Source organism: Pseudomonas sp. IT-93MI4, assembly GCF_949767635.1.
Lineage (GTDB): Bacteria > Pseudomonadota > Gammaproteobacteria > Pseudomonadales > Pseudomonadaceae > Aquipseudomonas > Aquipseudomonas putida_A.
In genome coordinates, this window is sequence record NZ_CATKPP010000044.1 from 1 (window position 1) to 21,221 (window position 21,221).

Below are 21,221 nucleotides of genomic sequence, written 5' to 3' on the forward strand. Positions count from 1 at the left end.
ATTTTCAGAAGTTTTCGAAGATTTCTTCAACAACTTCAACCACTTACGCTTCCGATCTCTCGTTAGCGGGAGGCGAATTCTACAGCGTTACACGCTGCTGTCAACACCTCTTTTTCTCCGCTTTCGACCGAGAAGATCGAACCGTCAAAAGAGCCAAACATCACCGCTCTTTCAACTCCCTCCAGGCTTCGATGAACTGAAGCAAGCCACTGCCGAAAACTGCGTAACTCATTGAATCTCAAGGAGTTTTCCGTTTCGACTGCGCCGGAAGTGGGGCGAATTATAGACCTCCAGAATCTGCCGTCAACCGCTTTTTTCACATTTCTGTCATATCGGTCAAAAAAACACGAAAACACGAAGGCCGACCTCTAGAGGTCGGCCTTCGTCATGCCCTGCTACTTACAAGCTAGGGAAAGCAAACTGCGAAGCCTCATGGCTCGCACGCTGCGGCCAGCGCTGGGTGATGGCCTTGCGACGGGTATAGAAGCGCACACCATCCGGGCCGTAGGCATGCAGGTCGCCGAACAGCGAGCGCTTCCAGCCGCCGAAGCTGTGGTAAGCCACCGGTACCGGCAGCGGTACGTTGACGCCGACCATGCCGACTTCAATTTCGTCGCAGAACAGACGCGCCGCTTCACCATCACGAGTGAAGATGCAGGTGCCGTTGCCGTATTCGTGATCGTTGATCAGCTTCATCGCCTCTTCCAGGCTATTGACCCGAACCACGCACAACACCGGCCCGAAGATCTCTTCCTTATAGATGCGCATCTCAGGGGTGACGTTGTCGAACAGGCAGCCGCCGAGGAAGAAGCCCTCTTCGTTACCCGGAATGCTCAAGCCGCGACCATCGACGACCAAGGTCGCGCCCGCTGCCACACCGTCATCGACATAACCACTGACCTTGTCCCGCGCCTGACCGGTCACCAGTGGGCCCATGTCCAGACCACACGAAGTGCCGGCACCGATTTTCAGCGCCTTGATCTGTGGAACCAGTTTCGCCACCAGCGCATCCGCTACCTGATCGCCGACACACACCGCGACCGAAATCGCCATGCAGCGCTCACCGCAAGAACCATAGGCCGCGCCCATCAGCGCGCTGACTGCGTTGTCCAGATCCGCATCCGGCATCAGCACCGCATGGTTCTTCGCCCCGCCCAGTGCCTGAACGCGTTTACCGCGCTTGGTACCTTCGGCGTAGATGTATTCGGCAATCGGCGTCGAACCAACAAAGCTCAGCGCTTTGACTTCCGGCGCTTCAATCAGTGCGTCCACTGCAGTCTTGTCGCCATGCACCACGCTCAGCACGCCTTTCGGCAGACCGGCTTCGATCAGCAATTGAGCGATCAGCAGCGTCGAGCTTGGGTCACGCTCGGACGGTTTGAGGATAAAGCAGTTGCCGCAGACGATCGCCAGTGGGTACATCCACAGTGGCACCATCGCCGGGAAGTTGAATGGCGTGATACCTGCAACCACACCCAGTGGCTGGAAGTCCGACCAGGCGTCGATGTTCGGGCCGACGTTGCGGCTGTATTCGCCCTTGAGGATTTCCGGGGCGGCGCAGGCGAACTCGACGTTCTCGATACCGCGCTTCAGTTCACCGGCGGCGTCTTCGAGGGTCTTGCCGTGTTCTTCGCTGATCAATTGCGAGATGCGTGCTTCGTTCTGCTCCAGCAGTTGCTTGAAGCGGAACATCACCTGGGCACGCTTGGCCGGAGGAGTGTTGCGCCATGCCGGGAACGCAGCCTTGGCGGCGTCGATCGCGTGTTGAATGGTTTCGCGGGTGGCCAGCGGCAGCTTGTGGATCGCCTGACCGGTGGACGGGTTGAACACATCAACCGCGCGACCGTTCTCGGTCACCAGTTCGCCATTGATCAAATGCGGGATAACGCTCATCGAAAACTCCTGAATTCTTGTGTACAGACGCCCACATGGGGCGCCTGTTATTCGCAGGTATATATAGAGGGAAAAATCAGTCGAGCTTGTTCAGCACTTCGCCAACCGCGTCGAACAGACGATCGAGGTCTTGCGGCTTGCTGTTGAAAGTTGGGCCGAACTGCAGAGTGTCGCCGCCGAAGCGCACGTAGAACCCGGCTTTCCACAGAGCCATGCCCGCTTCGAACGGACGCACGATGGCGTCGCCGTCACGGGCCGCGATCTGGATCGCACCGGCCAGGCCGTAGTTACGGATGTCGATGACGTTCTTCGACCCCTTTAGGCCGTGCAGGGCATTTTCGAAATGCGGCGCGACTTCGGCCACGCTCTGCACCAGGTTTTCCTTTTGCAGCAGGTCGAGTGCCGCCAGGCCAGCGGCGCACGCCACCGGGTGGGCCGAGTAGGTGTAGCCGTGGGGGAATTCCACCGCGTATTCCGGAGTCGGCTGATTCATGAAGGTCTGGTAGATCTCGGAGCTGGCAATCACCGCGCCCATCGGAATCGCGCCGTTGGTGACTTGCTTGGCGATGCACATCAGGTCCGGGGTCACGCCAAAGCTCTCGGCGCCGAACATCGAGCCGGTGCGGCCGAAACCAGTAATCACTTCGTCGAATACCAGCAGGATGTTGTGCTGATCGCAGATCTCGCGCAGACGCTTCAGGTAACCCTGAGGCGGAACCAGCACACCAGCGGAACCGGCCATCGGCTCAACGAATACCGCCGCGATGTTCGAAGCGTCGTGCAGTTCAATCAACTTCAGCAGCTCATCGGCCAGAGCGATACCGCCCTGCTCCGGCATGCCACGGGAGAATGCGTTGCTGGCCAGCAGCGTGTGCGGCAGGTGATCGACATCCATCATCGCCTGACCGAACAGTTTACGGTTGCCGTTGACGCCGCCGAGGCTGGTACCGGCGATGTTCACACCGTGGTAGCCACGGGCACGGCCGATCATTTTGGTCTTGGTCGACTGACCTTTCAGGCGCCAGTAGGCACGGACCATTTTCACCGCGGTGTCGGCGCATTCGGAGCCGGAGTCGGTGAAGAACACGTGGTTCAGGTTGCCCGGGGTCAGGTCAGTGATCTTTTCCGCCAACTGGAACGACAGCGGATGGCCGTACTGGAAGCCTGGCGAGTAATCGAGGGTGCCCAGTTGTTTGGATACCGCTTCCTGAATTTCCTTGCGGGTGTGCCCGGCGCCGCAGGTCCACAGACCGGACAGCGAATCGTAGATCTTGCGGCCCTTGTCATCGAACAGCCAGCTGCCTTCGGCACCCACAATCAGACGCGGATCGCGCTGGAAGTTGCGGTTGGCGGTGTACGGCATCCAGTGCGCGTCCAGCTTCAGTTGGCTGGCCAGTGGCGACGGCGCGTTTTCAGGCATGTTCATCGGGCAAAACCTCGCAGGGCATAAGCATCAGGGAGATAAAAAGCGTTGTTGCAGCTAAATTGCCACGCGGATAAAGTCGGTGAAATCCAACTTTTCTAACCTTCAGTTAGAAGCCTGCTAAACAATGAGAACAACAGCATGAGCAGTCGCCGCCCCGATCCGCTGGCCCAGGTCAGTGATTTTGATATTCGCCTGCTGCGGATTTTCCGCAGCGTGGTGGAGTGCGGCGGCTTCTCGGCGGCGGAAACCGTGCTTGGCATCGGTCGCTCGGCGATCAGCCAGCAAATGAGCGATCTCGAACAGCGCCTTGGCCTGCGTTTGTGCCAACGCGGCCGCGCCGGGTTCTCGCTGACCGAAGAGGGCCGCGAGGTTTATCAGTCAGCGCTGCAACTGTTAAGTGCGCTGGAAAGTTTCCGCACCGAGGTCAATGGCCTGCACCAGCACCTGCGTGGCGAACTGATCATTGGCCTGACCGACAACCTCGTCACCCTGCCCCACATGCGCATCACCCACGCCCTCGCACAGTTGAAGGAACGCGGGCCGGACGTGCAGATCCAGATTCGCATGATCGCTCCCAACGAAGTCGAACAAGGCGTGCTCGACGGTCGCCTGCATGTCGGCGTGGTGCCGCAGGCCAGCGCACTGTCGGGGCTGGAATATCAGCCGTTGTACAGCGAACGCTCACTGCTTTATTGCGCGGTGGGTCATCCGCTGTTTTATGTCGATGACAAGCAGCTGGATGACGAGCGCCTTAATAGCCAGGATGCGATTGCCCCGACCTTTCGTTTGCCGGCGGAGATTCAGGCGCATTACCAGGCGCTCAATTGCACCGCCAGTGCGTCCGACCGTGAGGGCATGGCGTTTTTGATTTTGACCGGGCGTTACATCGGTTATCTGCCGGATCATTACGCCAGCCTGTGGGTGCAGCAAGGTCGCTTGCGTGCGCTGAAATCGACGACACGTTTTTATGATTTGAGTCTGGCATCGGTCACGCGCAAGGGGCGGCGCCCTCATTTGGTGCTGGAAAGTTTTCTGGAGAGTCTGGCGGCGACGCGTTGAAAAATCCTGCAAGGCCCGACAGATCAGGTTTTCAACCACAAAATCACTGAATAACCTGAGCAAGTGGACAGCTTTTTGCAAAGCAGGATCAACCCCGATCCTTCAACAAGAAGCCTAAGCCATGCAGCCAGATTCTGAACCGTCCAGCGACCTGATCTACGGCCTCGACGACCGCCCAAAACCACCCGCCGCAATCCTCGCCGCCCTGCAACACGTGCTCGCCAGTTTCGTCGGCATCATCACCCCGCCGCTGGTGATCGGCTCGGCCCTCGGCCTGACCGCACACTTGCCGTACCTGATCAGCATGGCGCTGATGGTTTCCGGGGTCGGCACCTTTATTCAGGCGCGGCGGCCGTTCGGCATCGGCGCCGGGATGATCTGTTTGCAGGGCACCAGTTTTGCCTTTCTCGGCGCGGTGCTGTCGGCCGGGTTTCTGGTCAAGCAGCGCGGTGGCAGCCCGGAAGACATTCTGGCGATGATCTTCGGCGTATGCTTTTTCGGCGCCGTGGTGCAGATCGTCCTCAGCCGTTTCATCGGTCAATTACGCCGGGTTGTTACGCCGCTAGTGACCGGGATCGTCATCACCCTGATCGGCGTCAGTCTGATCAAGGTCGGCATCACCGATCTGGGCGGTGGATTCAATGCGCCGGACTTCGGCGCGCCGGGCAATCTGGCGCTGGGGGTTTTCGTGTTGCTGACGATCATCCTGCTCAACCGCTCGAACACGCCGTGGGTGCGGCTGTCGGCAATCATTGTCGGACTGTTGCTCGGCAGTCTGGCCGCGTGGTTCAGCGGGAAACTGGTTCCGCAGGCATTGCCTGACTTGCCGCTGGTGAGTCTTCCTGCACCGTTCAAGTTCGGTTTCAGCTTCGACTGGACGGCTTTCCTGCCCGTCGCGTTGATTTATCTGATCAGCACCATCGAAACCGTCGGCGACCTCACGGCCAATTGCATGCTCGCCCGCCAGCCGATCAGCGGCCCCTCCTATATAAGCCGATTGCGCGGTGGCGTACTCGGTGACGGCGTGAGCTGCATGATCGCCGCCACCTTCAGCGCCTTCCCCAACACCACGTTTGCGCAGAACAACGGCGTAATCCAGTTGACCGGCGTGGCCAGCCGCTATGTCGGGCTGTACATCGGCGCGATCCTGTTTTGTCTTGGCCTGTTCCCCATGATCGGCGCGGTGCTGCAGCAGATCCCCAAACCGGTGCTTGGCGGCGCCACGTTGGTGATGTTCGGCAGCGTGGCAGCGGCCGGGGTGCGGATCCTCGCGCAGTCGCCGCTGGACCGACGCAGCATGCTGATCATCGCCACCTCGCTCGGCGTCGGCCTGGGCATTGCCGCGCAACCGAACCTTCTGCATCTGTTGCCGAAACTGGTGCAAAACCTGTTCGATTCGGCGATCACCAGCGGTGGCCTGACCGCGATCATCCTGTGCCTGTTGCTGCCGGAGGCAAAAACCACCCGCGTCGAATCCGCCGCAGCGCTGAACAAGATCGAACAGGCGTAACGGTTTTATTGCATCAGGACTTGTCGGATGCCTGTGGGTGCGTTATCAACGCAACTGGTTGCACCCACAGACAAACCGGAAGTGCCTATGACCTTTGAAGTCCCCGCTCACGGCGGCAAACCCGCCAGCCGCATTCGTCAGAAGAACGAAGAGACCATCCTCAAAGCCGCCGAAGACGAGTTCGCCCGTCACGGTTACAAAGGCACCAGCATGAACACCATTGCGCAGAATGCCGGGTTGCCCAAGGCGAACCTGCATTACTACTTCACCAACAAGTTGGGGTTGTACGTGGCGGTGCTGAGCAACATCATCGAGCTGTGGGACAGCACCTTCAACACCTTGACCGCCGAGGATGATCCGGCCGAAGCGCTGACCCGCTACATTCGCGCCAAGATGGAATTCTCCCGCCGCCAACCGCAAGCCTCGCGGATCTTTGCGATGGAAGTGATCAGCGGTGGCGAATGCCTGACCGAGTATTTCAACCAGGACTACCGCGCCTGGTTCCAAGGCCGCGCAGCAGTGTTCCAGGCCTGGATCGATGCCGGCAAGATGGACCCGTTGGATCCGGTGCACCTGATTTTCCTGCTGTGGGGCAGCACCCAGCATTACGCCGACTTCGCCACGCAGATCTGTCGCGTCAGCGGTCGCAGCAAGTTGACCAAGCAGGACATGGAAGACGCCGGCAACAACCTGATCCGCATCATTCTCAAAGGCTGCGGCCTCACCCCGACTATTTAAGACGTTTATGCCTTTCACCCTCAGCGGTTTTTGCGAGTACCGCGAAGAGATTCGCAAGAGCCGCTTCATCACCTTCGCCGCGCCGATCGGCAGCCCCGCCGACGCGCAGGCGTTCTTCGAACAACACAGCGACTTGAATGCCTCGCACAACTGCTGGGCGTGGAAACTCGGTGCGCAATACCGCAGCAACGACGACGGCGAACCCGGCGGCACCGCCGGACGACCGATTCTGGCGGCCATCGAAGCGCAGGATTGCGATCAGGTCGCGGTGCTGGTGATCCGCTGGTATGGCGGCATTCAACTGGGCACCGGCGGTTTGGCCCGAGCCTATGGCGGCGGCGCGAACAAGTGCCTGCAAGCGGCGGCAAAAGTCGAGTTGATCAGCCGTGTGCCGCTCAGTTGTGCCTGCGGCTTTGCCGAGTTGGCGTTGGTGAAGCTGCGGGTGGCGGACCTGGGTGGGTTGGTCGTCGAAGAAAACTTCACCGCCAATGGTGTTGAGTTGCAGTTGGCGGTGGGTGAGGCGCAGATCGAGTTGTTGCAAACGCAGCTGGCGGATCTCAGCCGTGGGCGGATAGTGCTGCAGCGTTAGAAGAGCAAAAGATCGCAGCCTTCGTCAGCTCCTGCACAGGACTTTGCGTTTCCCTGTAGGAGCTGCCGAAGGCTGCGATCTTTTAGGGCATCGACGGATTTCTTTATTCCAGCAACTTGCCCACATCTGCTGTGCACCCGACTGTGGATAACCTGAGCACATATGGCTGTAACCCTTCTGTCACGTGGCTTTGCGCGATTTGCTCACTTTTCGTCCATTGCGCATGAAAAAAGAGAAATCCCACGTAAAAACAGATAGTTAGCGCTGTTTATCACCATTGGGAGATAGCACCGCAGCGCTTATGCCGAGGATTTCCAATTGCGCACAAATACTGTGGAACAACCTGTGGATAAGCCGTTCATGGCTGGCGCAGTAGCAGGTTCTGTATAGCTTCGACCCGGCTGCTCGTTTTTTAACCAGTTCGTCACGGTGCAAAAGTGGAGCCTGATCAACGGCTTTGCGCTGAATTGGTGCCCGCTCCCCCTGCGATTTTCATCGCGAAGCTCTGTCGCCGGCGCGCGGCGACAGTGACGGCGGGCGTTCCTGACTCAATGGCCAGGAAATTGCTTTATCCACAGGCACAACTCCAAGCCAGTCGAGCCTGTCATGCCAAGCCCAGATTCAACGCCGCGCCTGCAACTGCGCCAGATCAGCAAACGCTACCCCGGTTGTCTGGCCAATGACGCCATCGACCTGAGCATCGCGCCGGGAGAAATCCACGCACTGCTGGGTGAGAACGGCGCGGGCAAAAGTACCTTGATGAAGATCATCTACGGCGTGACCCAGGCCGATTCCGGCGAAATGCTCTGGCAGGGGCAACGGGTGAATATCCGCAACCCGGCGCAGGCCCGGCAGTTGGGGATCGGCATGGTGTTCCAGCATTTCTCGCTGTTCGAAACCCTCAGCGTGGCGCAGAACATTGCCCTGGCGATGGGCGCCAGGGCCGGCACGCCGAAACAGCTTGAGCCGAAAATTCGTGAAGTGTCGCGCCGCTATGGCATGGCGCTGGAGCCGGAGCGACTTGTCCACAGCCTGTCGATCGGCGAACAGCAACGGGTGGAGATCATTCGCTGCCTGATGCAGGACATCCGCCTGCTGATCCTCGACGAACCGACGTCGGTGCTGACGCCGCAAGAGGCCGACGAATTGTTCATCACACTGCGCCGTCTCGCCGCCGAGGGCTGCAGCATTCTGTTTATCAGCCACAAGCTCGCGGAAGTGCGCGCGCTGTGCCATAGCGCCACGGTCTTGCGCGGCGGGCGGGTCGCCGGGCATTGCCGGCCGGCCGAATGCTCGGATCAGCAATTGGCGCAGATGATGGTTGGCGAAGCGGCAGCACTGATCGGCGAATACCCGAAGGTCAGTGGCGGCGCGGACTTTCTACAGGTCAACGGCTTGAGCTGGCACAACCCCGATCCCTTCGGCTGCTCGTTGAGCGACATCAACCTGCAAGTGCGCGGCGGCGAAATCGTCGGCATCGCCGGGGTCGCGGGCAATGGCCAGGATGAGTTGCTCGCCCTGCTCAGCGGTGAACAAACGCTGCCCCGCGACGGCGCGACAACCATTTGTTTCGCCGGGCAAGCGGTCGCCGATTTGCGTCCGGATGCGCGGCGCCAACTCGGTCTGGCGTTCGTCCCGGCAGAACGCCTGGGCCACGGCGCAGTGCCGGAACTGAGCCTTGCCGACAACGCCTTGCTCACGGCCTTTCAACAGGGGCTGGTGAGCAACGGTTTGATCGAGCGCAGTAAAGTCGAAGCCCTCGCCCAACAGATCATTCAGCGCTTCGGGGTGAAAACCCCGGGCACTCACGCGGCCGCGCGCAGCCTGTCCGGCGGCAATCTGCAGAAATTTATCCTCGGCCGGGAAATCCTCCAGCAACCGAAACTGCTGATCGCCGCGCACCCGACCTGGGGCGTGGACGTTGGCGCAGCGGCGACCATTCACCGCGCGCTGATTGCCCTGCGCGATGCCGGCGCGGCGATCCTGGTGATCTCCGAAGACCTCGACGAACTGTTCCAGATCAGCGACCGTCTCGGCGCCCTGTGCGCCGGGCGTCTGTCGCCGCTGCAGAACACCACCGACACCCTGCTGGGCGATGTCGGCGGCTGGATGGCCGGGCACATCAACCACCCGCATTCATCGGCCACGGCCTGACGGAGTTTTCCCAACATGCTGCTTTCCCTAGAACCCCGTGGCCAGCAATCGCGCCTGATGCTGTGGTGCTCGCCATTGCTGGCGGCGCTGCTGACCCTCGGTTGCGGCTCGCTGCTGTTCATCGCCCTGGGGCATGATCCGCTGCAAACCTTGCACACGCTGTTGATCGCACCGGTCAGCGATCTGTATGGCGTCTCCGAACTGCTGGTCAAGGCGCTGCCGATTCTGCTTTGCGCACTCGGTCTGGCGGTGGCTTATCAAGCGCGGATCTGGAACATCGGCGCCGAAGGTCAATTGCTCCTCGGCGCACTTGCCGGCAGTGCCTTGGCGGTGAACATTATCGACCTGCAAAGCCGTTGGGTGCTGGTGCTGATTCTGCTCACCGGGACCTTCGCCGGGGCCGCTTGGGCCGGGCTGACGGCATGGCTGCGCACGCGCTTCAACGCCAACGAAATCCTCACCAGCATCATGCTCAATTACATCGCGCTGAACCTGTTGCTGTTCTGCGTGCACGGGCCGCTGAAGGATCCGGCCGGCTACAACTTTCCCGAGTCGGCGATGTTCGGCGACGCCAGTCGCCTGCCGCTGCTGATGGAGGATGGCCGGGTGCACGCCGGGGTGTATTTCGCTTTGCTCGCACTGGTTGCGGTGTGGGTGTTGTTGCAGAAAAGCTTCGTCGGTTTCCAGATCAAAGTGCTCGGTCTGGATAAACGTGCGGCGGGGTTCGTCGGCTTTCGCGAAAAACGTCTGATCTGGCTCGCGCTGTTGATCAGCGGTGGTTTGGCCGGGCTCGCCGGGGTTTGCGAAGTGACCGGGCCGATCGGGCAATTGGTGCCGCAAGTCTCGCCGGGCTATGGCTATGCAGCAATCACCGTGGCGTTTCTCGGGCGGTTGAACCCGATCGGGATTCTGTTCTCAAGCCTGCTGATGGCGCTGCTGTACATCGGCGGTGAAAGCGCGCAAATGACCTTGAATCTGCCGCAAGCGATCACCCAACTGTTTCAGGGAATGATGCTGTTTTTCCTGCTGGCCTGCGACGTGCTGATTCTCTATCGGCCACGCCTGAAACTGCGCTGGGCACGGCGCACCTCGACCACCGCCGTAACCGCCGGAGCGCTGTGATGGATATCGATCTGTTGAGCAATATTTTCTACGCCATGGTGCGTTGCGGCACGCCGCTGTTGTTGGTGGCGCTGGGTGAGTTGATCTGCGAGAAGAGCGGCGTGCTCAACCTCGGGCAGGAAGGAATGATGCTGTTTGGCGCGGTGATCGGTTTTATCGTCGCCCTCAACAGCGGCAACCTGTGGCTCGGCGTTTTGCTGGCGATGCTCGCGGGGATGCTCTTGTCATCGCTGTTTGCCCTGGTGGCGCTGGTGTTCAACGCCAATCAGGTGGCGACCGGGCTGGCGCTGACGATCTTCGGTGTGGGCCTGTCGACCTTTGTCGGTGCAGCGTGGGTCGGCAAGCCGTTGGCCGGATTCGAGCCGTTGGCGATTCCGTACTTGAGTGAGATTCCGCTGATCGGTCGCATGCTGTTTGCTCAGGACTTGCTGGTGTACCTGTCGTTCGCGCTGTTTGCGCTGGTGGCGTGGGTGATCATCAAAAGCCGTGTCGGGCTGATCATTCAGGCCGTTGGTGAGAACCCGGACGCGGCCAGTGCGATGGGCCTGCCGGTGCTGACCGTGCGCACGCTGGCGGTGCTGTTCGGCGGGGCGATGGCCGGTTTGGCCGGTGCCTATCTGTCCCTGGCTTACACGCCGATGTGGGCCGAGAACATGACCGCCGGACGCGGCTGGATTGCCCTGGCGCTGGTGGTGTTTGCCAGTTGGCGGGTGTGGCGCTTGTTGCTCGGGGCTTATCTGTTTGGCCTCGCCAGCATCCTGCATCTGGTGGCGCAGGGCTTGGGGCTGGCGATTCCGTCGAGTCTGCTGGCGATGCTGCCGTATGTGGCGACGATTGTGGTGTTGGTGCTGTTGTCGCGCGATGCCGTTCGGACTCGGTTGTATGCGCCGGTGTCGTTGGGGCAGCCGTGGCAGGCGGGGCATTAAAGCGATGACCCTGCCGGCCTCTTCGCGAGCAAGCCCGCTCCCACAGTGTGGTGTTGTGTATCTGACTTGCGAACACCGCTGAGGGTCCTGCGAATTCGAGAAGCAACCACGCTAAAGTCTGGAGTATGCTTCGGGATCAACAGCTCTTTTGAGACCCGGCTCGATGTGTTGCGACGAGTGTTGCAACTACGGCTCGGTCAGGCGTGTCCATTGAATCCGTGAACCGTAACTTTCAAGGAACCCCGTCATGTCCCAGGCAAAAAACGCACTGATCATCGGCGCCTCCCGTGGCTTGGGCCTCGGGCTGGTGAAAACCCTGCTGGCCGACGGCTGGCAAGTGACCGCCACCGTGCGCAATCCGCAAAAGGCCGAGGCGCTGCAAGCGCTGGGCAAGGTGCGGATCGAGAAACTCGACATGGACGACCAGCAAGCGGTGATCGCCCTGAGCCAGCAGCTCAAGGGCGAGACCTTCGACCTGCTGTTCGTCAACGCCGGGGTCAAAGGCCCTGAAGTGCAAACCCCGGGTGGCGCGACACTGGCCGAAGTCGGGCAACTGTTTTTCACCAACGCCGTGGCGCCGATCAACCTGGCGCAACGCTTCGTCGGGCAGATCCGCGACGGCAGCGGCGTGCTGGCGTTCATGAGTTCCGGCCTGGGCAGCGTCACCGTACCCGACGCCCCGGAGCTGGCGCTGTACAAGGCGAGCAAGGCCGCGCTGAATTCGATGACCAACAGTTTTGTCACCCAGTTGGGCGAGCAGAAACTTACCGTGCTGTCGCTGCATCCGGGCTGGGTGAAGACGGATATGGGCGGTGAAGGGGCTGACCTGGATGTGGAGACCAGCACTCGCGGGCTGATTGATCAGGTGAATGCGTATACCGGCAAGGGCGGCCATCACTTCATCAACTACAAGGGTGAAACCATTCCCTGGTAAGCACTGAAAATCCCAATGTGGGAGCGAGCCTGCTCGCGAATGCGGTGTGTCAGACAATGGATGTATCGACTGATACGACGCCTTCGCGAGCAGGCTCGCTCCCACAAGGGTTGTGTGGTGAATGGTCGGGTTGGGCTTGCCCGATCCGGCGATTTGTTTGAAACTCCGCACCTCGTCCAACGCGGCGACCCTGGATCAGCAGACAGGGCAACACTGAGCTGGCAACCCTGAACCCAACTTTCAGAGGAGCCGGCCACAATGCCTGCGACCCGTACCTGGTTAAAAAATCCCCTCGCCATTTTCACGGCCAACGCGCTTGATGCCCGTGGCGGTCTGGTGCTGCAAGACGGCGTGATCGTCGAAGTGCTGGCGGCCGGTCAGCAACCGTCCGCGCCGTGCAGCGAAGTGTTCGATGCCCGCGTGCATGTGATCCTGCCGGGCCTGATCAACACCCATCACCATTTCTATCAAACCCTGACTCGCGCCTGGGCGCCGGTGGTCAATCAGCCGCTGTTCCCGTGGCTGAAAACCCTGTACCCGGTGTGGGCACGGCTGACCCCGGAAAAACTCGCCCTCGCGACGAAAGTGGCTTTGGCTGAACTGCTGCTGTCAGGTTGCACCACCGCCGCCGACCACCATTACCTGTTCCCGGACGGTCTGGAAAACGCCATCGACGTGCAAGTCGACACCGTGCGTGAACTGGGCATGCGCGCCATGCTCACACGCGGTTCGATGAGCCTCGGCGAGAAGGACGGCGGCCTGCCGCCGCAGCAGACCGTGCAGGAAGGTCAGGTGATTCTCGACGACAGCCAGCGCCTGATTCACGAGTACCACGAGCGCGGCGATGGTGCGCAGATCCAGATCGCTCTGGCGCCTTGCTCGCCCTTTTCGGTGACCCCGGAAATCATGTCGGCCAGCGCCGAACTGGCGAATAAACTCGACGTGCGCCTGCACACGCACTTGGCGGAAACCCTCGACGAAGAGGATTTCTGCCTGCAACGTTTCGGCCTGCGCACCGTGGATTATCTGGACAGCGTCGGCTGGCTCGGCCCACGCACCTGGCTGGCCCATGGCATCCACTTCAACCCGGATGAAATCGCTCGCCTCGGCCAGGCCGGCACCGGTATCTGCCATTGCCCGAGTTCGAACATGCGTCTGGCCTCCGGCATCTGCCCGAGCATCGATCTGACCGATGCTGGTGCGTTGTTCGGTCTGGGCGTGGACGGTTCGGCCTCGAACGACGCGTCGAACATGATTCTCGAAGCGCGGCAGGCGTTGTACATCCAGCGTCTGCGTTACGGCGCCGAGAAGATCACCCCGGAACGCGTGCTCGGCTGGGCAACCAAAGGCTCGGCGAGCCTGTTGGGACGTACCGACATTGGTGAACTGGCGCTGGGCAAGCAGGCGGATCTGGCGTTGTTCAAGCTCGATGAGCTGCGTTTCTCGGGCAGCCATGATCCGATTTCGGCGCTGCTGTTGTGCGGTGCCGATCGTGCGGATCGGGTGATGATTGGCGGCAAGTGGCGCGTGGTGGACGGTCAGGTTGAGGGGCTTGATCTCAAAGGCCTGATCGCCGATCACAGCCAGGCGGCTCGGCAGTTGATCGCCGGCACCTGATCCACCGCCGTTCAAAACTGTGGGAGCGAGCCTGCTCGCGAAGAGGGAGTGTCAGACAACATGTTTGTTGAATGACACACCGCTTTCGCGAGCAGGCTCGCTCCCACATTGGTCTCTGTCAGCCTCAAAGGCCGAGCAGGGACAGCATGATAAACGTCGCAAACAGCACAAAGTGAGTCATGCCTTCGATGGCATTGGTCTCGCCGTCATTCAGGTTGATCGCACTGACAATCAGCGTGATGAAGATCATCACCGTCTGCACCGGGGTCATCGCCATCTGAAACGGCTGACCGGTGTACAGCGCCATCGCTTCCATCACCGGCACGGTGAGGATCACCGTCGACAGTGACGCGCCCATCGCAATGTTCACCACCGACTGCATGCGGTTGGCCAACGCGGCACGCAACGCCGTCAGAATCTCCGGCGCCGCGGAAATCGCCGCCACCAGAATCGCCGTGATCACCGGCGGTGCGCCCGTACCTTCCAGACCCAGATCGAGGGTCTTGGACATCACTTCGGCCAGTGCGCCGATCACCACCACGCCGAACACCAGAATGCCGATCGACCAGGTCAGGCTCAGCGGTTTCGGTTCATCTTCCACCGGCTCTTTCTTGCGGCGTTTATCCGGGTAGCTGTAGCTGAAAAAGTAACTGTGCGGCCCGACCTGCATGCGCAGGAACAGCGCGTAAAGCACCACCATCGCACCAATGGTGAACGCTGAATAAATCTTCCAGTTGGCCGCCGGAATAAACTCCGGCACCACCATCGATACGCCCATGGCGGTGAGGATCATCACGCTGTAGCTGCGTGCCGAATCATCGTTGTACGACTGCTCGCCGTGCTTGAGCCCGCCCATCAACGCGGCGAGGCCGAGGATGCCGTTAATGTCGAGCATCACCGCCGAATAGATCGTGTCCCGCACCAGCGTGGCGGACGCCTCGTTGCTCATCATGATCGCCAGGATCACCACTTCCACCAGCACCGCAGCGAGGGTCAGGATCATCGTGCCGTAGGGGTCGCCGACTTTTTCTGCGAGCAGTTCGGCATGATGGGCGACGCGCATCGAGGCGGCGACGATGAAGGCGATCAGCACCAGACCGCAGATCAGCGCGACGATCTGGCCGCTGTGGAGCATCCAGTGTTCCAGCGGATAAGCGATGCACGCGGCGATCACCGCCAGCAGCAGAAAGCTTTCTTGCTTGAGGATCGTGAGCATGGCGGGCCTTTTTGCCGAGAGATTCGAATGAGCTACTGACTGCGGCGCGGCGCTAACGTTTCGTTACACCTTAGCGCACCAACCGATTGCAGCGGGTTTCAGGCATGCACTTTTATCGTTCCTGCCGGCCTCTTCGCGAGCAAGCCCGCTCCCACAGGGAATCGCATTCCAATGTGGGAGCGGGCTTGCTCGCGAAGGCCGCGCCTCGGTTTCGGATTGTTTGTTGTCCTGTTGGTCAGCAATTTGCATTGCCCCTGACCACACACAACAAAATGGAGTTCGAATTCATGCAAATACGTCCGTTGCACAAACTGCTGTGCGCCGCCATCGGTCTGGGGATCAGCCTGAGCGCCAGCGCTGCCGATCCGCTGAAGGTCGGTTTCGTCTACATCGGCCCGATTGGCGACCACGGCTGGACGTATCAGCATGAACAGGGGCGCAAGGCACTGGCGGAGAAATTCGGCGCGCAGATCAGCACCAATTACGTCGAGAACGTGGCCGAGGGCGCCGACGCCGAGCGGGTGATCCGCAACATGGCCAAGGACAATTACGACCTGATTTTCACCACCTCCTTCGGCTACATGAACCCGACGCTGAAAGTCGCCAAACAGTTTCCCAAGGTCACCTTCGAACACGCCACCGGCTACAAGCAGGACAAGAACCTCGGCACCTATCTGGCGCGCACCTACGAGGGGCGTTATGTCGGCGGTTTCCTTGCAGCGAAGATGACCAAGACCAAGAAGGTCGGTTACGTCGCCTCGTTCCCGATTCCGGAAGTGATCCGCGACATCAACGCCATCCAGCTGGCGCTGAACAAGTACAACCCCGGTACCGAGATCAAAGTGGTGTGGGTCAATTCGTGGTTCGACCCGGGCAAGGAAGCCGACGCCGCCAACGCCCTGATCGATCAGGGTGTGGACGTGGTGTTCCAGCACACCGACAGCCCGGCGCCGATTCAGGCCGCCGAACGGCGTGGCGTGTACGCCGTGGGTTACGCCTCGGACATGGCACACTTCGGCCCGAAAGCGGTGCTGACTTCGATCGTCAATGACTGGGCGCCGCATTACATTCAAGCGACCCAGAGCGTGATCGACCACAGCTGGAAATCCCAGGACTACTGGGGCGGGCTGAAGGAAGGCACGGTTGAACTGCCGATCAGCGAGCTGGTGCCAGCACCGGTGAAAGCCGAGGCCGAACAGATCATCGCCGACATCAAGAGCGGTGCCCTGCAACCGTTCACCGGGCCGATCAAGGATCAGGCCGGCGTCGAGAAAATCCCGGCCGGTGTGAGCGCAACCAATGCCGAACTGGCGTCGATGAACTACTACGTTGAAGGCATGAAGGCCGAGATGCCGAAGTAATCTCTTCAAACTTGCATCGTCCCTGTGGGAGCTGGCTTGCCAGCGATGGGGTCCTCACATTCAACATCATTGTTGCCTGTCAGACCGCTATCGCTGGCAAGCCAGCTCCCACATTTGATCTTCAGCGTTCTCAAGGATTGTGTATGGATCAGCTTCCGGTCATCGACATCAGCCCGCTCTATTCCACCGACCAAAACGCCTGGCCCGCCGTCGCCGCGCAGATCGACCAGGCCTGCCGCGAATGGGGCTTTTTCTACATCAAGGGCCACCCGATTTCCGCACAGCGCATCGACTCGCTGCTCGACCACGCCCAGCGTTTTTTTGCGCAACCGACAGAAGAAAAACTCAGGATCGACATCACCCAGACCCGTCACCACCGCGGCTACGGCGCTATCGCCACCGAGCAACTCGACCCGGACAAACCCAGCGACCTCAAAGAAACCTTCGACATGGGCCTGCACTTGCCGGCGGATCATCCCGAGGTGCTCGCGGAAAAACCGCTGCGCGGGCCGAATCGTCATCCGGCACAAGCAGGCTGGGAGGCGCTGATGGAGCAGCATTACCTCGACATGCAGGCGCTCGCGCAAACCCTGCTGCGGGCGATGACGATTGCGCTGGGGATCGAACGCGACTTCTTCGATTCGCGCTTCGTTGAGCCGGTCAGCGTACTGCGGATGATCCACTACCCACCACGCCACACCGCCAGCAGCGCCGAACAGCAAGGCGCCGGAGCGCACACCGATTACGGCTGCATCACCCTGCTCTACCAGGACAGCGCCGGCGGCCTGCAAGTGAAGAACATCAACGGTGAATGGATCGACGCGCCACCGATTGACGGCACCTTCGTGGTCAACCTCGGCGACATGATGGCGCGCTGGAGCAACGACCGCTATCGCTCGACCCCTCACCGGGTGATCAGCCCGCTGGGGGTGGATCGCTATTCGATGCCGTTCTTCGCCGAGCCGCACCCGGACACCCGCATCGAATGCCTGCCCGGTTGCCAGGACGCACAGCATCCGGCGAAATATCCGACCACCACCTGCGCCGAATTCCTGCTGTCGCGCTTCGCCGATACCTACGCCTATCGGCGCGAGCCGCAAGCGGTGTGATGGATCGCTTGGTCAGGTTTTGCCAATTGTTTCGGCGCGCATCTGTAGAATGGCCGCCATCTGCACCTGATGAGAAAAGAATATGTACGATTGGCTCAACGCCCTGCCCAAGGCCGAACTGCACCTGCATCTGGAAGGCTCGCTGGAGCCTGAGTTGCTGTTCGCCCTGGCCGAACGCAACAAGATCGCCCTGCCGTGGAGCGATGTCGAAACCCTGCGCAAGGCTTACGCCTTCAACAACCTGCAGGAATTTCTCGACCTGTATTACCAGGGCGCCGACGTGCTGCGCACCTCGCAGGACTTCTACGACCTGACTTGGGCCTACCTGCTGCGCTGCAAAGCGCAGAACGTGATTCACACCGAACCGTTCTTCGACCCGCAGACCCACACCGACCGGGGCATCCCGTTCGAAGTGGTGCTCAACGGCATCGCTGCGGCACTCAAGGATGGCGAACAGCAACTGGGCATCACCAGCGGTTTGATCCTGAGCTTCCTGCGCCACCTGAGCGAAGACGAAGCACAGAAAACCCTCGATCAGGCGCTGCCGTTCCGTGATGCGTTTGTCGCCGTCGGTCTCGACAGCTCCGAGATGGGTCACCCGCCAAGCAAGTTCCAGCGTGTGTTCGACCGCGCCCGCCACGAGGGTTTCCTGACCGTCGCCCACGCCGGTGAAGAAGGCCCGCCGGAGTACATCTGGGAAGCCATCGACCTGCTGAAGATCCAGCGTATCGACCATGGCGTACGCGCCATCGAAGACGAGCGCCTGATGCAGAGGATCATCGACGAGCAGATCCCGTTGACTGTGTGCCCGCTGTCGAACACCAAGCTCTGCGTGTTCGATCACATGTCGCAGCACAACATCCTCGACATGCTAGAGCGTGGGGTGAAGGTCACCGTCAACTCCGATGACCCGGCGTATTTCGGCGGCTACGTCACCGAGAACTTCCATGCGCTGCATGAACACCTGGGCATGACCCAGGATCAGGCCAAGCGCCTGGCGCAGAACAGCCTGGATGCGCGTCTGGTAAAACCGTAAGTACAAAGCAAATCCCCTGTGGGAGCGGGCTTGCTCGCGAAAGCGGTGTGTCAGTCGACATATTGGTTGAATGACACACCGCTTTCGCGAGCAAGCCCGCTCCCACAGGGTGCTGTGTTCAGCCAGCGATCTCTGCTTCAGTCAGCTCTTCCAGCGTCTTGCCCCGCGTCTCCATCCCGAACAGCCACACCACCCCCGCCGCAATCGCAAAGCACAGCGCGCCCAGCGCAAAAACTCCGCCTTGCCCGGTAATCGGGAACACCAGCCCGGTCACCAGCGGCCCGAGCAACGAGCCGACACGGCCAATCGCCGAGGCAAAGCCCGAGCCTGTGGCGCGCGCCGAAGTCGGGTACAACTCCGGCGTATAGGTGTAGAGCACCGCCCACATGCCGAACAGGAAAAACTGCATCAGCAGCCCCGAGCTGATCAGCAAGGCGACGTTGCCGCCGAACACCGCGCTCTGCCCGTAGAGAAACGCCATCACCCCGCCGCCAAGCAACGTCACGATGCACACCGGCTTGCGCCCCCAGCGCTCCACCAGCCACGCCGCCATCAGGAATCCGGGAATCCCGCCCAGAGAAATCAGCACGGTGTAATACACCGACTGGGTCACGGCAAAACCCGACTGTTGCAACAACGCACTGAGCCACGACGTCAGCCCGTAAAAACCGAGCAAGGCGAAAAACCACAGGCTCCAGATCATCGTGGTGCGCTGGCGATATTGCGGCGACCAGATCTGCCTGAGCGCCGAGAAGAAGTTGCCCGGCGGCGTCACTGTTCTTGGCAGGCGCACCGGCTCAGGCAGCGTCGCGACCCCGAACGAGGTGCGCACGCGCGCCTCGATCGCGCTCAGTACTTTGTCCGCCGCCTCATGGCGTCCGGCTTGCTCCAGCCAGCGCGGTGATTCGGGGATAAAGAACCGGATCGCCAGCACAAACACCGCCGGCACCGCCAACACCAGGAAGATATCGCGCCAGCCAATCAGCGGCAGCAGAAAGTACGACAGCACCCCGGCGGCAACAAAACCCAGCGGCCAGAAACCGTCCATCAATGCAATGTAGCGCCCGCGCCGCTGCGCCGGGATCAACTCCGAAAGCATCGACTGTGCAATCGGAAACTCCATGCCCATGCCGATCCCCAGCAGGATCCGGAACAGCGTCAGGCTCTCGACCGTTTGCGCGGTCGAACACAGATAACTGGCCACGCCCCACAACACGATGCTCCACTGAAACACCGGTTTGCGCCCGAAACGATCGGCGAGCATCCCCGATAACGACGCCCCCAGCACCATGCCGAAAAAACTCGAACTGGCGAGCAGGCCAGCCTGTGCACTGCTCAAGCCGAACTCGGTTTTGATCGAGCCGAGCAGGAACGTCATCATGGCCAGGTCCATGGAGTCGAAAAAGAACGCCAGGGCAATGATGATGAAAATAACCCGGTGATAACCGCTGAGCGGCAGCCGTTCCAGGCGTTCTGCCGCGCTGAAGTCTCGCGTATCCATGCCCATCCCCTCCGCAATGTGTGCGGATCGAGTGTGCGCGATAACGCCTCAGCGCTTTTTCTGGATACGACCTGTTCGCAGTCACAGGCGACGCCAGCGTCGAAGTGTCGGCCGGCGAACGCTCTATTACGCCAATTCCAGCTCGGTTTCCTTGGCGAACCGCTGGATTTCCCGCTGCCCGGCCGAGGTCACTTGCAAGGCTCGGGAGTCCTTGGGCAGCACCAGCCAGCCGGACTGCATGAACAGTTGCAGCACCGCCGCGCCGAGTGAACCGCCCAGGTGCGGGCGACGTTCACTCCAGTCCGGACAGGCACACGCCACCTGAGCCTTGCGATGAGCGAGGGCCTGGATGAACACACCGCGGTTGGCCAGTTGCGTCGAGCCTTTGAGGGTCACCACGACCCGCTGCTCGATCTGTTCGAGCCAGCCGGCATCGAGCAGACGCTGATACAGATCGGCGGCCAGCGTGCCACCCAAATGATCATCGCAAAAGCGCGCACGCAGCAGTGAAGACGGCGCAGTCCGGGGATTGGCGCTCGGTGCCGAGCGTTTGAATACGTGAGGAATTTCCCGCGGTGCGCTGGCGATCGTGGCACTGGCCAGCGCTTCGATGGCCGCCGCGATCTCCGGGGCTGCCAGACGGAAAAAGCGCTTGCGCCCACGGACCTCGACTTTCAACAGGCCCCCGGCGGACAAACGCCCCAGATGCGCACTGGCCGAAGATGGCGACAACCCTGCCAGCAGCGCCAGCTCTTCGGTCTGGCGTGCCGAGCCATCCATCAACGCCCACATCATCGCACTGCGCTTGGGGTCGGCCAGCAGCGTGGCGATCTGGCTGATGCAAGGTGCATGTTCCATGTATTCACTCCCTGTTGAATCGTATCGTCTACTGCTCGAAGACATCTTGACCAGTAATGGGTCATCGGCCAAGACGGGTAAAACGCCATGAACCGGAGCAAGCCAGGCCGGTGCTGCGGCACCCGTCAATGGAGTGTCCGCGGCGTTTGTGCAGCGCTCGCCCGGCTCTGAA

The 21,221-nt window shown here is 60.8% G+C and carries 17 protein-coding genes; 12 read left to right on the forward strand and 5 right to left on the reverse strand.

The window, feature by feature from the left end; translation table 11 throughout:
* Nucleotides 1-399: 399 nt before the first annotated feature.
* Nucleotides 400-1,893 carry a CoA-acylating methylmalonate-semialdehyde dehydrogenase gene (locus tag ACM6I7_RS16920; protein ID WP_027613649.1) on the reverse strand — a complete coding sequence of 498 codons (1,494 nt, stop codon included), beginning with the start codon at nucleotides 1,891-1,893 and terminating at the stop codon, nucleotides 400-402.
* A gap of 76 nt (nucleotides 1,894-1,969) precedes the next feature.
* Nucleotides 1,970-3,319: an aspartate aminotransferase family protein gene (locus ACM6I7_RS16925; RefSeq protein ID WP_003221395.1), complete on the reverse strand. Its 1,350-nt coding sequence runs from the start codon at nucleotides 3,317-3,319 to the stop codon at nucleotides 1,970-1,972.
* A gap of 138 nt (nucleotides 3,320-3,457) precedes the next feature.
* On the opposite strand from ACM6I7_RS16925, the gene ACM6I7_RS16930 reads away from it, so the two are divergent.
* The 9 genes from ACM6I7_RS16930 (at nucleotide 3,458) to ACM6I7_RS16970 (ending at nucleotide 13,968) form a co-directional block, all read left to right on the forward strand.
* Nucleotides 3,458-4,378 (forward strand): LysR family transcriptional regulator, encoded by a 921-nt coding sequence (locus tag ACM6I7_RS16930; protein WP_007968115.1) that lies wholly within the window; start codon nucleotides 3,458-3,460, stop codon nucleotides 4,376-4,378.
* Nucleotides 4,379-4,499: 121 nt separating this feature from the next.
* Nucleotides 4,500-5,888 (forward strand): nucleobase:cation symporter-2 family protein, encoded by a 1,389-nt coding sequence (locus ACM6I7_RS16935; protein ID WP_336840591.1) that lies wholly within the window; start codon nucleotides 4,500-4,502, stop codon nucleotides 5,886-5,888.
* 87 nt (nucleotides 5,889-5,975) lie between these two features.
* Nucleotides 5,976-6,626: a TetR/AcrR family transcriptional regulator gene (locus ACM6I7_RS16940; protein WP_414888917.1), complete on the forward strand. Its 651-nt coding sequence runs from the start codon at nucleotides 5,976-5,978 to the stop codon at nucleotides 6,624-6,626.
* Nucleotides 6,627-6,633: 7 nt separating this feature from the next.
* Entirely contained in the window at nucleotides 6,634-7,215 is a 582-nt protein-coding gene (locus tag ACM6I7_RS16945; protein WP_096794857.1) for an IMPACT family protein, read from the forward strand.
* Nucleotides 7,216-7,821: 606 nt separating this feature from the next.
* Nucleotides 7,822-9,369: an ABC transporter ATP-binding protein gene (locus tag ACM6I7_RS16950; protein ID WP_414888918.1), complete on the forward strand. Its 1,548-nt coding sequence runs from the start codon at nucleotides 7,822-7,824 to the stop codon at nucleotides 9,367-9,369.
* Between the two features lie 15 nt (nucleotides 9,370-9,384).
* A complete protein-coding gene (locus tag ACM6I7_RS16955) occupies nucleotides 9,385-10,491 on the forward strand; it encodes an ABC transporter permease (protein WP_414888919.1) in 1,107 nt (368 codons plus the stop codon).
* The gene (locus ACM6I7_RS16960; protein WP_003221385.1) at nucleotides 10,491-11,417 is read left to right on the forward strand and encodes an ABC transporter permease; all 927 of its coding nucleotides are present in this window, start codon (nucleotides 10,491-10,493) and stop codon (nucleotides 11,415-11,417) included. Before ACM6I7_RS16955 ends, ACM6I7_RS16960 begins: the two co-directional genes overlap by 1 nt.
* 247 nt (nucleotides 11,418-11,664) lie before the next feature.
* Nucleotides 11,665-12,351, forward strand: coding sequence for an SDR family oxidoreductase (locus tag ACM6I7_RS16965; RefSeq protein ID WP_095138233.1), 687 nt, complete (start codon nucleotides 11,665-11,667; stop codon nucleotides 12,349-12,351).
* 258 nt (nucleotides 12,352-12,609) lie between these two features.
* Nucleotides 12,610-13,968, forward strand: coding sequence for an 8-oxoguanine deaminase (locus tag ACM6I7_RS16970; protein WP_336840600.1), 1,359 nt, complete (start codon nucleotides 12,610-12,612; stop codon nucleotides 13,966-13,968).
* 124 nt (nucleotides 13,969-14,092) lie between these two features.
* On the opposite strand, the gene ACM6I7_RS16975 is transcribed toward ACM6I7_RS16970, so the two are convergent.
* Nucleotides 14,093-15,184, reverse strand: coding sequence for a calcium:proton antiporter (locus ACM6I7_RS16975; protein ID WP_096794854.1), 1,092 nt, complete (start codon nucleotides 15,182-15,184; stop codon nucleotides 14,093-14,095).
* A gap of 287 nt (nucleotides 15,185-15,471) precedes the next feature.
* Between ACM6I7_RS16975 and ACM6I7_RS16980 the strand changes: the two genes are divergently transcribed.
* The 3 genes from ACM6I7_RS16980 (at nucleotide 15,472) to ACM6I7_RS16990 (ending at nucleotide 18,690) form a co-directional block, all read left to right on the forward strand.
* Nucleotides 15,472-16,545 carry a BMP family ABC transporter substrate-binding protein gene (locus tag ACM6I7_RS16980; protein WP_414888920.1) on the forward strand — a complete coding sequence of 358 codons (1,074 nt, stop codon included), beginning with the start codon at nucleotides 15,472-15,474 and terminating at the stop codon, nucleotides 16,543-16,545.
* 143 nt (nucleotides 16,546-16,688) lie between these two features.
* The gene (locus ACM6I7_RS16985; RefSeq protein WP_414888921.1) at nucleotides 16,689-17,654 is read left to right on the forward strand and encodes a 2-oxoglutarate and iron-dependent oxygenase domain-containing protein; all 966 of its coding nucleotides are present in this window, start codon (nucleotides 16,689-16,691) and stop codon (nucleotides 17,652-17,654) included.
* Between the two features lie 82 nt (nucleotides 17,655-17,736).
* Nucleotides 17,737-18,690: an adenosine deaminase gene (locus ACM6I7_RS16990; RefSeq protein WP_003221371.1), complete on the forward strand. Its 954-nt coding sequence runs from the start codon at nucleotides 17,737-17,739 to the stop codon at nucleotides 18,688-18,690.
* 118 nt (nucleotides 18,691-18,808) lie between these two features.
* Here ACM6I7_RS16990 and ACM6I7_RS16995 read toward each other — a convergent pair whose 3' ends face one another.
* On the reverse strand, nucleotides 18,809-20,191 hold the full coding sequence (locus ACM6I7_RS16995) for an MFS transporter (protein ID WP_150369578.1): 1,383 nt from the start codon (nucleotides 20,189-20,191) through the stop codon (nucleotides 18,809-18,811).
* Nucleotides 20,192-20,317: 126 nt separating this feature from the next.
* Entirely contained in the window at nucleotides 20,318-21,049 is a 732-nt protein-coding gene (locus ACM6I7_RS17000) for an ArsR/SmtB family transcription factor (protein WP_027613635.1), read from the reverse strand.
* Between the last annotated feature and the right edge of the window lie 172 nt (nucleotides 21,050-21,221).

Coding starts and splice junctions, on each gene's coding strand:
- ACM6I7_RS16920 (WP_027613649.1), bottom strand. CDS start 1,893: ATGAGCGTTATCCCGCATTTGATCAATGGCGAACTGGTGACCGAGAAC.
- ACM6I7_RS16925 (WP_003221395.1), bottom strand. CDS start 3,319: ATGAACATGCCTGAAAACGCGCCGTCGCCACTGGCCAGCCAACTGAAG.
- ACM6I7_RS16930 (WP_007968115.1), top strand. CDS start 3,458: ATGAGCAGTCGCCGCCCCGATCCGCTGGCCCAGGTCAGTGATTTTGAT.
- ACM6I7_RS16935 (WP_336840591.1), top strand. CDS start 4,500: ATGCAGCCAGATTCTGAACCGTCCAGCGACCTGATCTACGGCCTCGAC.
- ACM6I7_RS16940 (WP_414888917.1), top strand. CDS start 5,976: ATGACCTTTGAAGTCCCCGCTCACGGCGGCAAACCCGCCAGCCGCATT.
- ACM6I7_RS16945 (WP_096794857.1), top strand. CDS start 6,634: ATGCCTTTCACCCTCAGCGGTTTTTGCGAGTACCGCGAAGAGATTCGC.
- ACM6I7_RS16950 (WP_414888918.1), top strand. CDS start 7,822: ATGCCAAGCCCAGATTCAACGCCGCGCCTGCAACTGCGCCAGATCAGC.
- ACM6I7_RS16955 (WP_414888919.1), top strand. CDS start 9,385: ATGCTGCTTTCCCTAGAACCCCGTGGCCAGCAATCGCGCCTGATGCTG.
- ACM6I7_RS16960 (WP_003221385.1), top strand. CDS start 10,491: ATGGATATCGATCTGTTGAGCAATATTTTCTACGCCATGGTGCGTTGC.
- ACM6I7_RS16965 (WP_095138233.1), top strand. CDS start 11,665: ATGTCCCAGGCAAAAAACGCACTGATCATCGGCGCCTCCCGTGGCTTG.
- ACM6I7_RS16970 (WP_336840600.1), top strand. CDS start 12,610: ATGCCTGCGACCCGTACCTGGTTAAAAAATCCCCTCGCCATTTTCACG.
- ACM6I7_RS16975 (WP_096794854.1), bottom strand. CDS start 15,184: ATGCTCACGATCCTCAAGCAAGAAAGCTTTCTGCTGCTGGCGGTGATC.
- ACM6I7_RS16980 (WP_414888920.1), top strand. CDS start 15,472: ATGCAAATACGTCCGTTGCACAAACTGCTGTGCGCCGCCATCGGTCTG.
- ACM6I7_RS16985 (WP_414888921.1), top strand. CDS start 16,689: ATGGATCAGCTTCCGGTCATCGACATCAGCCCGCTCTATTCCACCGAC.
- ACM6I7_RS16990 (WP_003221371.1), top strand. CDS start 17,737: ATGTACGATTGGCTCAACGCCCTGCCCAAGGCCGAACTGCACCTGCAT.
- ACM6I7_RS16995 (WP_150369578.1), bottom strand. CDS start 20,191: ATGGATACGCGAGACTTCAGCGCGGCAGAACGCCTGGAACGGCTGCCG.
- ACM6I7_RS17000 (WP_027613635.1), bottom strand. CDS start 21,049: ATGGAACATGCACCTTGCATCAGCCAGATCGCCACGCTGCTGGCCGAC.